At 44.6% G+C, this 12920-nt stretch carries 18 protein-coding genes; 12 read left to right on the top strand and 6 right to left on the bottom strand.

Annotated elements, in window-relative coordinates; all coding sequences use genetic code 11:
• The first annotated feature begins 4 nt into the window (after nt 1-4).
• The 12 genes from QK890_RS02850 to QK890_RS02795 are packed head-to-tail and all read left to right on the top strand — an operon-like array spanning nt 5 to nt 9530.
• A complete protein-coding gene (locus QK890_RS02850; protein WP_367627170.1) occupies nt 5-331 on the top strand; it encodes a DUF4133 domain-containing protein in 327 nt (108 codons plus the stop codon).
• The gene (locus tag QK890_RS02845; RefSeq protein ID WP_367627169.1) at nt 328-2832 is read left to right on the top strand and encodes a TraG family conjugative transposon ATPase; all 2505 of its coding nucleotides are present in this window, start codon (nt 328-330) and stop codon (nt 2830-2832) included. The genes QK890_RS02850 and QK890_RS02845 overlap by 4 nt, the downstream gene beginning before the upstream one ends.
• A 28-nt stretch (nt 2833-2860) precedes the next feature.
• A complete protein-coding gene (locus tag QK890_RS02840; RefSeq protein ID WP_367627168.1) occupies nt 2861-3217 on the top strand; it encodes a DUF3876 domain-containing protein in 357 nt (118 codons plus the stop codon).
• Nucleotides 3218-3221: 4 nt separating this feature from the next.
• Nucleotides 3222-3851 carry a DUF4141 domain-containing protein gene (locus QK890_RS02835; RefSeq protein WP_367627167.1) on the top strand — a complete coding sequence of 210 codons (630 nt, stop codon included), beginning with the start codon at nt 3222-3224 and terminating at the stop codon, nt 3849-3851.
• Between the two features lie 18 nt (nt 3852-3869).
• Nucleotides 3870-4895, top strand: coding sequence for a conjugative transposon protein TraJ (traJ, locus tag QK890_RS02830; RefSeq protein WP_367627166.1), 1026 nt, complete (start codon nt 3870-3872; stop codon nt 4893-4895).
• Nucleotides 4896-4907: 12 nt separating this feature from the next.
• Nucleotides 4908-5531: a conjugative transposon protein TraK gene (gene traK / locus QK890_RS02825; protein WP_015532621.1), complete on the top strand. Its 624-nt coding sequence runs from the start codon at nt 4908-4910 to the stop codon at nt 5529-5531.
• 3 nt (nt 5532-5534) lie between these two features.
• A complete protein-coding gene (locus tag QK890_RS02820) occupies nt 5535-5840 on the top strand; it encodes a TraL conjugative transposon family protein (RefSeq protein WP_175636678.1) in 306 nt (101 codons plus the stop codon).
• Nucleotides 5815-7200, top strand: coding sequence for a conjugative transposon protein TraM (traM, locus tag QK890_RS02815; RefSeq protein ID WP_367627165.1), 1386 nt, complete (start codon nt 5815-5817; stop codon nt 7198-7200). Before QK890_RS02820 ends, traM begins: the two co-directional genes overlap by 26 nt.
• A gap of 39 nt (nt 7201-7239) precedes the next feature.
• On the top strand, nt 7240-8148 hold the full coding sequence (traN, locus tag QK890_RS02810) for a conjugative transposon protein TraN (protein ID WP_367627164.1): 909 nt from the start codon (nt 7240-7242) through the stop codon (nt 8146-8148).
• 2 nt (nt 8149-8150) lie between these two features.
• A complete protein-coding gene (locus QK890_RS02805; protein WP_276858553.1) occupies nt 8151-8729 on the top strand; it encodes a conjugal transfer protein TraO in 579 nt (192 codons plus the stop codon).
• Between the two features lie 21 nt (nt 8730-8750).
• Entirely contained in the window at nt 8751-9200 is a 450-nt protein-coding gene (locus QK890_RS02800; protein WP_367627163.1) for a DUF3872 domain-containing protein, read from the top strand.
• Between the two features lie 12 nt (nt 9201-9212).
• The gene (locus QK890_RS02795; RefSeq protein WP_044301334.1) at nt 9213-9530 is read left to right on the top strand and encodes a hypothetical protein; all 318 of its coding nucleotides are present in this window, start codon (nt 9213-9215) and stop codon (nt 9528-9530) included.
• 300 nt (nt 9531-9830) lie between these two features.
• Here the strand turns inward: QK890_RS02795 and QK890_RS02790 are convergent, their stop codons facing one another.
• From QK890_RS02790 to QK890_RS02765, 6 genes are all read right to left on the bottom strand, one after another.
• Nucleotides 9831-10310: a hypothetical protein gene (locus QK890_RS02790; RefSeq protein WP_270419494.1), complete on the bottom strand. Its 480-nt coding sequence runs from the start codon at nt 10308-10310 to the stop codon at nt 9831-9833.
• Between the two features lie 19 nt (nt 10311-10329).
• Nucleotides 10330-10545 carry a DUF3873 domain-containing protein gene (locus QK890_RS02785; protein WP_007483934.1) on the bottom strand — a complete coding sequence of 72 codons (216 nt, stop codon included), beginning with the start codon at nt 10543-10545 and terminating at the stop codon, nt 10330-10332.
• A gap of 24 nt (nt 10546-10569) precedes the next feature.
• On the bottom strand, nt 10570-10782 hold the full coding sequence (locus QK890_RS02780) for a hypothetical protein (protein ID WP_278777818.1): 213 nt from the start codon (nt 10780-10782) through the stop codon (nt 10570-10572).
• A 43-nt stretch (nt 10783-10825) separates the two neighbouring features.
• Nucleotides 10826-11359: an antirestriction protein ArdA gene (locus QK890_RS02775; RefSeq protein ID WP_367627162.1), complete on the bottom strand. Its 534-nt coding sequence runs from the start codon at nt 11357-11359 to the stop codon at nt 10826-10828.
• A 298-nt stretch (nt 11360-11657) separates the two neighbouring features.
• Nucleotides 11658-12110: a JAB domain-containing protein gene (locus QK890_RS02770; RefSeq protein ID WP_367627161.1), complete on the bottom strand. Its 453-nt coding sequence runs from the start codon at nt 12108-12110 to the stop codon at nt 11658-11660.
• Between the two features lie 258 nt (nt 12111-12368).
• Nucleotides 12369-12920 carry an ORF6N domain-containing protein gene (locus tag QK890_RS02765; protein ID WP_367627160.1) on the bottom strand — a complete coding sequence of 184 codons (552 nt, stop codon included), beginning with the start codon at nt 12918-12920 and terminating at the stop codon, nt 12369-12371.

Below are 12920 nucleotides of genomic sequence, written 5' to 3'. Positions count from 1 at the left end.
GACTATGGCAGACTATCCGATTAACAGGGGGATAGGCAATACAGTTGAATTTAAAGGGTTGAAAAGTCAGTATCTTTTCATTTTTGCGGGCGGGCTGTTAGCCCTGTTCGTGCTTTTCATCATCATGTACATGGTGGGTATCAACCAGTGGGTGTGTATCATCTTCGGCGTTACTTCGGCAACGCTGCTTGTATGGCTCACATTCCGGTTAAACGAAAAGTACGGGACACACGGGTTAATGAAATTGTCCGCACGCAAAAGCCACCCTTTCCATATCATCAACCGAAAAGCCATATCCCGATTATTCCATTTAAAACAAGCATCGAAATGAGAAATATATTAAAAGCTACTACGCTGGAAAACAAGTTTCCACTGTTCACGGTGGAAAACGGCTGTATCGTTTCCAAAGATGCCGACATAACGGTGGCGTTCCGGGTGGAACTGCCCGAACTGTTCACCGTTACGGCAGCCGAATACGAAGCGATACATTCCGCTTGGAACAAGGCGGTAAAGGTGCTGCCCGATTACAGCATCGTACACAAACAGGACTGGTTCATCAAAGAAAACTATGCGCCTGACATCCAAAAGGATGATTTGAGTTTCCTTTCCCGTTCCTTTGAACGGCATTTCAATGAACGACCGTTCTTAAATCATACCTGCTACCTGTTCCTGACGAAAACGACAAAGGAACGCAGCCGGATGCAGAGTAATTTTTCCACCCTTTGCCGGGGCTTCCTTGTCCCCAAAGAGATAAAGGACAAGGAAACGGTTACAAAGTTCCTCGAAGCGGTGGGGCAGTTTGAAAGCATTATGAACGATAGCGGTTTCATTACCCTTACCCGCCTGAACTCGGACGAAATCACCGGAACAAGGGAAACGGCGGGTATCGTGGAAAAATACTTTTCACTCTCACAGACCGATACCACCACACTGAAAGATATTTCACTGGGTGCTGACGAAATGAAGATTGGCGATGACATTCTTTGTTTGCATACCCTTTCGGATGCGGAAGATATGCCGGGCAAGGTGGGAACAGATACCCGCTATGAAAAGCTATCCACCGACCGGAGCGATTGCAGGTTATCTTTTGCTTCTCCGGTGGGCGTGTTGCTTTCCTGTAACCATATCTATAACCAGTACATCTTCATTGACGACCATACGGAGAACCTGAAACAGTTTGAAAAGATGGCTCGCAATATGCACTCCCTTTCCAAATACAGCCGTGCCAATCAGATAAACAAGTCTTGGATAGAGGAATATTTGAACGAAGCACATTCACAGGGGCTTATCTCCGTGCGATGCCATTGTAATATCATGGCATGGAGTGACGACCGGGACGAACTCAAACACATTAAAAATGATGTGGGGTCACAGCTCGCACTTATGGAGTGCAAGCCACGTCATAACACCACCGACACACCGACCTTGTTTTGGGCGGGCATACCCGGCAATCAGGCGGACTTTCCGGCGGAAGAAAGTTTCTACACCTTTATAGAACAGGCTCTTTGTATGTTCACCGAAGAAACGAACTACAAAAGTTCGCTTTCTCCCTTTGGTATCAAGATGGTGGATAGGGTCACAGGAAAGCCGTTGCACATTGATATTTCAGACCTGCCAATGAAAAAAGGTATCATTACCAATCGCAACAAGTTCATACTTGGGCCGAGTGGTAGCGGCAAATCATTCTTCACCAATCACATGGTGCGCCAGTATTACGAACAAAATGCGCACGTCCTGCTGGTTGATACCGGAAACAGTTACTTAGGATTGTGTGAAATGATAAACCGGAAAACGCACGGGGAAGATGGGATTTATTTTACCTATACTACTGAAAACCCGATAGCGTTTAATCCTTTCTATGTGGAAGATGGGGTATTCGATATTGAAAAGAAAGAGAGTATCAAAACGCTTATCCTGACCCTGTGGAAAAGGGATGATGAAGCACCCACACGGGCGGAAGAAGTGGCTTTGTCAAATGCTGTAAGTTCCTATATCGAACTGATTACTAAGGACAGTTCGGTTACTCCCTGCTTCAATACGTTCTACGAGTATGTGAAAACCGATTACCGGGCGCACCTGCAAGAAAAGAACGTCCGGGAAAAGGATTTTGATATAGATAACTTCCTGAATGTATTAGAACCTTACTACAAAGGGGGCGAATACGACTACCTGCTGAACTCCGACAAAGAACTTGATTTGCTGCATAAACGCTTCATTGTCTTTGAGTTGGATAATATCAAAGACCACAAAATTTTATTTCCGATTACTACGATTATCATCATGGAAGTTTTTATAAACAAGATGCGTAAACTAAAGGGTATCAGGAAATTAATATTGATTGAGGAAGCATGGAAAGCGATTGCATCGGCGAACATGGCGGATTACATTAAGTACCTCTATAAAACGGTTCGTAAGTATTTCGGTGAAGCGATTGTAGTTACCCAAGAAGTGGAAGATATTATTTCCTCGCCCATTGTAAAAGAGAGTATTATAAACAATTCTGATTGTAAGATACTGCTCGACCAACGGAAATACCTTAATAAATTCGATAGCATACAGAACCTTTTGGGACTGACCGATAAAGAACGGTCACAGGTGCTTTCCATCAACCTTGCCAATCATCCGGGTAGAAAATACAAGGAAGTTTGGATAGGCTTAGGCGGTACACAATCAGCCGTATATGCTACCGAAGTGAGTTTGGACGAATATTTTACATATACGACCGAAGAAACGGAAAAAATGGAACTTTTCGCCTTGTCCGAAAAGTTAGGCGGAAATCTCGAACTGGCTATCAAACGGCTTGCCGAAAGCAAGCGCAATCCTGAAATATAATCAATTAACAATTTAAAAATCATTCAGTATGAAACTTTTAAAATTCCTGTTTCCGGTGCTGTTATGCACCTTGTTACTGGGGCTTTCCTCCTGCAAAGAAACGAACGCCGACCGTCTTAGGGCGATGCGTGGCGACTGGGAAAGCGTGAAAAACCGTCCTGCGTTCTCTCTCTTTGAGGAAAACGGGCATTACCGGGTAACGACCTATCGAAAGACCTACCGGGGAACTATCCAAACGGAAACCTATCAGATTTCAGAACAAGACGGAAACCTGTTCATCGAAACGGGGTTGTCCGTCCTGCTGACTTATGACAAAGAGAATGACCGGATTCTGCTTTCTCCCGGCGGAGAATATAAACGGAGTAACCAACCAATAAAGAAGTAAGCGTATGAAAACAAAGATTATAATGCTGCTCGTAGTATGCAGCCTGTTTGCCGGAAAGGTAAATGCACAGTGGGTGGTGAGTGACCCCGGCAACTTGGCACAAGGGATTATCAATGCGTCAAAGAACATCGTGCAGACATCATCCACAGCCCAAACAATGATAAAGAATTTTCAAGAAACGGTAAAGCTGTACAATCAAGGCAAGGAGTACTACGATGCCTTAAAATCAGTGCATAACCTTGTCAAAGATGCACGGAAAGTACAGAAGTCTATTCTGCTTATCGGTGAGATTTCCGACATCTATGTGAACAGTTTTCAGAAGATGCTTTCGGATGAAAACTATACGCCGGACGAACTTTCAGCCATTGCCTACGGCTACACCCAACTGTTGCAGGAAAGTTCCGATGTACTGGAAGAAATGAAAAGCGTGGTGAACATCAACGGGCTTTCCATGTCGGATAAAGAACGGATGGACGTTATCGACCGGACGTATAACGCCATCAGGAACTACCGGGACTTGGTGAGCTACTATACCCGGAAAAATATTTCCGTTTCCTACCTGCGGGCGAAAAAGAAAAAGGACACCGACCGGGTAATGGCTTTGTATGGTTCGACGGATGAACGTTACTGGTAACTTCTAAAAATAAGTAGTATGTTATTAGCAATCGAATTTGATAACCTGCATCAGATACTCCGTAGTTTATACACGGATATGATGCCACTTTGCGCAAACATGGCGGGGGTAGCCAAAGGAATAGCGGGACTGGGGGCTTTGTTCTATGTGGCTGCCAAAGTATGGCAGTCGCTATCCAATGCCGAACCGATAGACGTTTACCCTTTGCTCCGTCCTTTTGTGATTGGTTTCTGTATTATGTTCTTCCCCACATTCGTACTGGGTACGATTAACAGCGTGATGTCGCCAGTAGTCAAGGGGTGTAACAATATGCTCGAAACGCAAACTTTCGATATGAACGCCTACCGGGAACAAAAGGACAAACTGGAATATGAAGCGATGGTGCGTAATCCGGAAACGGCTTACCTTGTTTCGGATGAAGCATTTGATAAACAGATTGACGAATTGGGATGGTCTGCCAAAGATATTGCCACAATGGGCGGTATGTACATGGATAGGGCAGCCCACAATATCAAGCAATCCGTCCGGGATTGGTTCAGGGAACTTTTGGAACTGCTCTTTCAATCGGCAGCCCTTGTGATAGACACTATCCGAACCTTTTTCTTGATTGTCCTTGCCATACTGGGTCCGATAGCCTTTGCCATCAGTGTATATGATGGCTTTCAGGCGACACTGACCCAATGGATAACAAGGTATATTTCCGTTTACCTGTGGCTACCTGTTTCAGACCTGTTCAGTTCCATTCTTGCCCGAATACAGGTGCTTATGTTGCAAAAGGATATTCAGGAGCTATCAGACCCCAATTTCGTACCCGATAGCAGCAATTCAGTGTACATAATTTTTATGATAATCGGTATCATCGGTTACTTCACCATCCCCACCGTATCGAACTGGATTATTCAGGCGGGCGGAATGGGTAACATGAGCCGGAATATAAACAGTGCAGCTAACAAAACAGGTAGCGGAGTTGGTGCGGTAGCCGGAGCAGCCACCGGGAACGCTGGCGGCAGGGTCGGCGGTAAACTAATCAAAAGTAACCAATAATTAAAAATCAAGATGGAATTTAAAAGTTTAAAGAATATTGAAACCAGTTTCAAACAGATACGGCTTTTCGGTATCGTGTTTGTCGTTATGTGTACCCTGATAACGGGGTATGCCGTTTGGAACTCCTACACGTTTGCCGAAGCGCAACGGCAAAAGATTTATGTGCTGGACGGTGGTAAGTCGTTGATGCTTGCGCTTTCGCAAGACCTGACACAAAACCGTCCGGTCGAAGCAAGGGAACACGTGAAGCGTTTTCACGAACTCTTTTTCACATTGTCACCGGATAAAAACGCTATCGAAAGCAATATCAAACGGTCGCTGTTCCTTGCCGACAAGAGCGCATTTAATTATTACCGTGACCTCTCGGAAAAGGGATATTACAACCGTATCATTTCGGGCAATATCAGCCAGACCATACAGATAGACAGCGTTTCTTGCAATTTCGATGTGTACCCGTATGCGGTGGCTACCTATGCCCGCCAAATGATTATCCGTGAAAGCAGCGTGACGGAAAGAAGCCTTGTCACCCGTTGCCGGTTATTGAACGCCGTAAGAAGTGATAATAACCCGCACGGCTTTATGATGGAAAGTTTCGAGATAACGGAAAACAAGGATTTGAACACCATAAAGCGGTAAGCCATGATACGGAAAATTCTCTCTCCGGTTAATCAGGCGATTACCCATGTGCAGGACTGGGCGGATGAAAAACTCCGCCGCCTGTGCGGGCGAATGACACCGGAAATAAGGCTGGCGGTAATCTTGCTTATGCTCCTGTTCTTCGGCGGGCTATCCATCTACTTTACGGTATCATCCATTTACCGGATAGGAAAAGAGGATGGCGAAACCATACGGATAGAACACATCAGGCAGTTGCAGCTACAAGGTAAAGACAGTACGAACATTTTTAATCAGTCAGACAATGGAAGAAAAAGAAGTGAAGAATGAAGTTCCCGCACCGGAAACGGACAGGAAGAAAGAACCTGAAAAACAGGTAAAGGAAAAAAAGGAACTGACCCCACAGCAGATACAGCAACGAAAAAAGATGCTGGTTTACCCGCTTATGGGACTGGTTTTCTTGGGGTCTATGTACCTGATTTTTGCACCGTCCGATAAGGACGAAGCAAAGGTGGAAAACGTGGGCGGATTTAACGCCGATATTCCGCAACCCAAAGGGGACGGGATAATCAGCGATAAAAAGACAGCCTACGAACAGGAGCAAATGGAGAACAAACAGGCGGACAAAATGCGCTCCTTACAGGATTTTGCCTTTTCGCTGGGAGAGGAAAACGGGAACGGGGAAGATTTGACCCTGATAGATGATGCTCCGGCGGAAAAACCGAAAACCAATGTAATAGACTTCGGGGCGGGTGCGCCGAACAATAGCCGTTCCTCTATCCAATCTTCGGCGGCAGCTTACCGGGATATGAACCGTCAGTTAGGCAGTTTCTACGAAACGCCGAAAGAGGACAAGGAAAAAGAGGAACTGAAACGTCAGGTGGAAGAACTCACTGCCCGGCTCGATGCGAAAGAAAACGGTGCGGGCAGCATGGATGAACAGGTGGCTCTTATGGAAAAATCCTACGAACTGGCGGCAAAATACATGAACGGACAGAACGGGCAAAGCGTACCACCGCAACCGGGACAGATTGTACAGGTCGCACCGTCCGCACCTGTTCAGGGCAAAGGAAATGCCACACCTGTAAAATCGGTATCGGACAGGACGGTTTCAGGATTGCAGCAACCTATGAGCAACGCCGAATTTATCGCCGAATACAGCAAGCCACGCAATTACGGGTTTAATACGGCGGTCGGCAGTGGTTATTCGATGGGAAAGAACACTATCCGGGCGTGTGTTCATAACGACCAAACACTTATGGACGGGCAGACCGTCAAGCTCCGGCTGTTAGAACCGTTACAGGCGGGGAATGTGATTGTCCCGAAAAACAGCCTTGTTTCAGGAAGTGCCAAAGTGCAGGGGGAACGGCTCGACATACTGGTGTCCTCGCTCGAATATGCGGGTAACATCATTCCGGTGGAACTTGCCGTTTACGACAGTGACGGGCAAAAGGGGCTTTCCGTCCCCTCGTCACTGGAACAGGAAGCGGCAAAAGAAGCGATGGCAAACATCGGGGCGGGACTGGGTACGAGTATTTCCTTTGCGCAAAGTGCCGGGCAGCAGGTCGCAATGGATATTACAAGGGGCTTGATGCAGGGCGGTTCACAATACCTCGCTAAGAAATTCAGAACGGTAAAAGTACACCTGAAAGCGAACTATCAGGTGATGCTTTACGCCAAACAGCAATAATCTATTTATCAATTATCAACCATAAAAATTTCAATCCAAATGAAAAAGTTAATTATCATGTTCGCCCTACTCTTGGGCGTGGTTTCAATGAAAGCACAAAGTAACGATTTGTATCAGGGCATTACAAAGAAGCTCCCTTACCGCCAAATGGTGACACCTTACGGCGTACAGGTGACGTTTGCAAAAACAGTACACCTTATTTTCCCGTCTGCCGTTAAGTACGTGGACTTAGGCAGTAACTACATTATTGCCGGAAAAGCGGACGGGGCGGAAAATGTTGTCAGGGTCAAGGCTACAACAGAGGGCTTTCCCGGTGAAACCAATTTTTCCGTTACCTGTGAGGATGGTAGCTTTTACAGTTTCAATGCAAAATACGCACATGAACCGGAAATGCTGAACATCGAAATGAAAGACTTCTTGGAGAATGAGGACACCACCGACTTTTCACATACCCGGATGAATATCTATTTCCGTGAACTGGGTAACGAAAGCCCGCTTTTGGTAAAGCTGATTATGCAGTCCATCTACAAAAACAATGACCGGGAAATAAAGCATTTGGGATGCAAGCGTTTCGGGGTGCAGTTCTTGGTAAAGGGCATTTATTCGCATAACGGGCTGTTCTACTTCCACACACAAACAAAGAACAGTTCAAACGTGCCGTTTGATACCGACTTTATCCGTTTCAAGATTGTGGATAAGAAAGTAGCCAAAAGAACGGCGATTCAGGAAACCGTTATCGACCCGGTGCGGAGCTATAACGAGATACTGGTTATCGGTGGCAAAAGTACCGTCCGCACCGTGTACACCGTCCCGCAGTTTACTATCCCTGACGATAAGATATTAGTTATCGAACTGGTGGAAAAGAACGGGGGCAGACACCAAACCATCCGGGTGGAGAACTCCGACATCGTGGCGGCAAAAGTGATTAACGAACTTAAAATCAAATGAACATGAAAAGGATATGCTGTATTATATCCCTTTTTGTGCTGTGCCTGACTTTCAACCAGGCACACGCACAAAGATGTCTGCCGGGAATGAAAGGTTTGCAGGTTACGGGCGGCATGGCGGACGGCGTTCACTGGAACAGTAAAAGCGATTTCGCCTATTATTTCGGGGCGGCTCTTTCCACCTATACCAAAAACGGGAACAGGTGGGTTATCGGCGGGGAATACCTCGAAAAGCATTACCCCTATAAGGATTTACAGATACCCGTAAGCCAGTTTACAGGTGAGGGCGGTTACTATCTGAATTTCCTTTCAGATAGGAAAAAGACCTTTTTCCTTTCGCTGGGCTTGTCTGCCCTTGCCGGGTACGAAACAAGCAACTGGGGCGATAAATTGCTGCCCGATGGCTCGACCCTGACCGATAAGGACGGTTTTGTCTATGGCGGTGCGCTGACGCTGGAACTGGAAAGTTACATTACCGACCGGGTGGTGTTCCTGATTAACGCACGGGAAAGATGCCTGTTCGGTTCTTCAGTCGGAAAGTTCCACACACAGTTTGGTATCGGTCTAAAGATAATAATGTGATAAACTAACCTATTATATATAATGTATATGAGAAATGTAATTTATAAGATGCTAACAGGGTGCTACATGGTGGCTACCTTGTTATTGGTGGGTGCGTGTAATGACGATGTGGATATACAGCAGTCTTACCCGTTTAGTATCGAAACGATGCCAGTGCAGAAAAAATTAAAAGTGGGTGAAACCGCCGAAATCAGGTGTCAGCTTCACCGGGACGGGCGGTTTGAGGAAACAAAGTATTTCATCCGCTATTTCCAACCGGACGGGGCGGGAACGCTGAAAATGTCCGATGGGACGGTTTTACTGCCGAATGACCTGTACCCGCTTCCCGGTGAAACATTCCGGCTTTACTATACCTCTGCATCGACCGACCAGCAAACGGTAGATGTGTATTTTCAAGATAGCTTCGGGACGTTACAGCAATTAACATTTTCATTTAACAATGACAATAACAAGGAAGAAGAAAACAAATAAAGTAAAAAGGACATGGTTAAAATAGAATTGGATATAAACGGTATTTCATTTTTTGTAAATACCACATGGAAAACAGATGCAGTTCCGGCAGTCGGTGATATTGTGATAGTGGATAAAGAAAGCATTTCCCAATTTGACCGGGTGGAATTAAGGAAAACACCGTCTAATCAGGCTTTCAGGTGGGCGGATGAAGAAGATAATGCACCCGTACTGGAACATTTCGATTTTGATACGGAAATGGTTGTCAAAAAGCGGACGTGGAAATTTGATGCCGAAGATGAAGAAATGGTATGTGTTCTGAAAGTAACCTTTCTGCACCATGAGGAATAATATCAGGTTTCAGATATACTATCCTTATGATATGTAATTTCTTTATGGCTTTGGCTGCCTTTTACCTGTTGGTGGGTGGCTGGTGCTGGCATGAAATGAAATACGCACCGACCGATAAGGAACTATGGGGCGAAGAATTGGAATGATACGTTATGCGTAATGTTATGATAGATAATCCGGCGGGTATTTCCCGGCGGGTTATCTTTTTATAGGGAATGGAAACAGGTTTCTTTGCTATCTTTCTTTTTCCGCTTCGGCTCACGGAAAGAAAGTAGCGGCGGCATTTGCCGCCGTTCTTCATTAACCGATTATAATATCCTTTATGGGTGTGTTATGTTCCAACCACTCTTTTACACATTCCATATTATATTCACTCGTTATAACTGCCTTATCTACGTCTATGGGCGTGAAACGGGTGCTTTCGTAGCTATCTATCCAGCCTTTCAGGGAACAAACACCCCACGTTTTCACATCTTCAAAAATACCGTCCAGTGTGCCGATAGGGTCGCTGAAAGTAACTATCATTGCATCGAATGTCGTTTCGTCGGGCAACAGTTCCAAATATTTCAAAGACCCGAAACCGTCTGTTTTACGTCCGAAAGACCAGTCATAGGAATAAAGTTCATCCCCCCATTGGTGCGGCGTGTCAAAACGTACTTTCACCTGCACGGAATGTTCGTTTTCTTCTACGGCTTCAATAATACCCGTTACCAGTAAGCCCGTAAATATACACTTACAACGTCTGCCGATAATCCTTTTATTTACTTCTGTCGTTTTCATAAATGTAACTTTTAAATTATTATTGTACCTTTTCTTTTTTCGCCATCCATTCATCCCGCCGTTTGCGGCACTCGTCAAGTGTTTTGGCAAGGGTGCTGAACAGTTCGCCGTCTGTATGGCGGTAATCATATTGATAATAGATTTGACCCCTAAATGCGCCTAAACAGCATTTTACATATTTTTCCTCTCCCGGCGTTTGGGTAATGCTTACCCCGTTTTTGTTTAAACTTTCCATATTGCTATAATTTATAATGAGTTATCAGATAATCAGAAGTGAAAGCAGGACAATGAAAATAAAAGCCATACAAAACAGGTAAACGGCAGAGATAAACAACCGGAGAACGAACCGGAGAATAAAAAAGCCTATGATTAGGGCTATCCACATTCCGGCGGTGCTGGTGGCTGCCTGATAGATGATAAAAGCAAGTATAAACCATCGTAAAAAAGTCGTTATTTTATTATATACTTTCATTGTCTTGGTGTGTTGTGGGTGGATTGCTCCACCCGGTTAGTAATCAGGCGCAACGGAAAACAAAGCCGTTATCCATCCAGTAATCAGTTATAAACAGGTCGCGGGCAAAAGCCGAATAATCAAAGTAGGTCTTTGCGAACTCCGGCAGGTCGTAACATTCCTCTACGATTTCATAGGCGTAATCTTCCTCGTCCTTATATTCTCCCTGATATTCGTCCTCAAAAGAAGAAATAAGGTCGTCCGCATCTTCTTCGCTTATATCGCTGTTGTGGTGGTCGCACCATACGAAAAACGCTTCCTGCTCGGTTTCGCTTAGTTTCTCGATGGCATCCCGAAGCTCAAAGAACTTATCGGAAAGCCAACTTTCGGAAATCAGGGCTTCCGGGATATTCTCGTAATCCTGAAACATAAATTCCGGGTCTTGGTCGTCCTTGTGCAGTTCCCGGCACGCTTCCATAAATTCGTCCTTGTCCGAATAATCGGAAAGGTCTAACCACTTGCCGAAAAGTGAACCACTGTTATACTTGTTGTAAGTACCTACATAAACTCTTGCTTCTGATAATGTTACTGTTTCCATGACTTTTGAATTTTAATCGTTTACATCGCTTGTCGCCCACCACATAAATTTTTCCTTTAACTGAATGGGAACATTGTCTTTTCAAAGGTTCGGGACTGGTACAGGGCAAATTATTATTTATGAAATACTACCCGCAGGTGTGGAGATTTCTAAAAAATAATTTGAACAGTAACAGGCACGGATATACCTTTGACAATGTTCCAATCAGTTTTAGGGAAAATTTTTCTCTTGTTTAAGAGGATAGAAACAAAAGCCATCAGGCTTTTTGTATTGGGTAATGAGAGAGTAAAAAAAGGGCTTATAAAAGCCCCTCGTCTGTAAAACTGTAATAGCTTTCTTCTGTCAGGATTATATGGTCTAACAGGTGTAAATCTAAAACTTTGCAGGCTTCATTTATTTTGGTAGTTATTTTTTTATCCGGTTCGCTCGGACGTAGATTGCCCGATGGGTGGTTATGTGAGAGGATGATGCCCGAAGCATGGACTTTTAAGGCTGTTTGCAGGATGATTTTCACGTCCATTACAGTTTCAGCCATGCCGCCTTTAGAGATAAGGGAAACGCCTAAAGCCTTGTTTGCCCGATTGAGGAACATTACATAACTTTCTTCGTGGTGTTCCATACATTCGGAGTAGAAAGGTTTTAAGTAAGAATAAGAAGTTTCAGAAGAAAGTATTTGCATTCTTTCGGATGCTTTTACATTGTCTTTATAAGAGATAGTGATTTCCGGCATAGTAAATTCTGTTGTTTTCATAACGCTTGAATTTTAAATTAAACAATAAGAAATTTTGCCGGACACCCACAGTTTGGCGGGGACTTCAACCTAATCTTTTCAAAAAATACGACCCGTAGGTGTGGAGATTTTTTAGAAAACCGGAACGGCTCGGATTTGGTATTTGTCCCCGCCGGGCTGTAACTTTGCTAAAATTTGTGATTGAGATACATTACTTTAGGGAACTAAAAAAGGGGTATCACTGGTGACACCCCTTAGACAACCGAATACCTTAAACAGTTATTCGTCATAGGTTCTATATCCTATCGGTTTGCGTGGCTTCGGTTCGGGTTTGCTTAATAACTGGGTCAATGCTTGGTACACTTCGCTGAATTGTGCATCCGTACTCTGTTCCAGTTCTTCGATGCGTTTAAGAAGTTCCTCGTAACCGATTGACATTTGCCGCATGAGGACGAAAGCACGCATGATGGAAATATTCACCTTAACGGCTGTATCACTTCTTAGAACGGATGAAATCATGGCGACCCCCTGCTCGGTAAACACGAAATTTTGATAACGAGAGCCACCCCATCTTGAGGTCACAATTTGTGACCTCAAGTTAGTTTCATTATCTGCTCCTTTCTCTAAGGTTGCTATTTGCGACCTTAAACATTCGGTTTCTTCTTTGGTAAGTTCAAACATAAAATCGTCCGGGAAACGGTCGAGATTACGTTTTACAGCCTGTTTCAAGGCTTTTGTTTCCACTTGGTAAAGTGCCGCAAGGTCGCTATCGAGCATAACCCGGTAACCCCTGATTTCATAAATCTTGCTTTGGATGATTTGTAAGTCCAT

The organism is Bacteroides sp. NGMCC 1.200775, assembly GCF_040798045.1.
Classification (GTDB): Bacteria; Bacteroidota; Bacteroidia; order Bacteroidales; family Bacteroidaceae; genus Bacteroides; species Bacteroides hominis.
The sequence above is the reverse complement of the archived record's forward strand: the minus strand, read 5'-3'. Positions and strand labels throughout refer to the sequence as shown.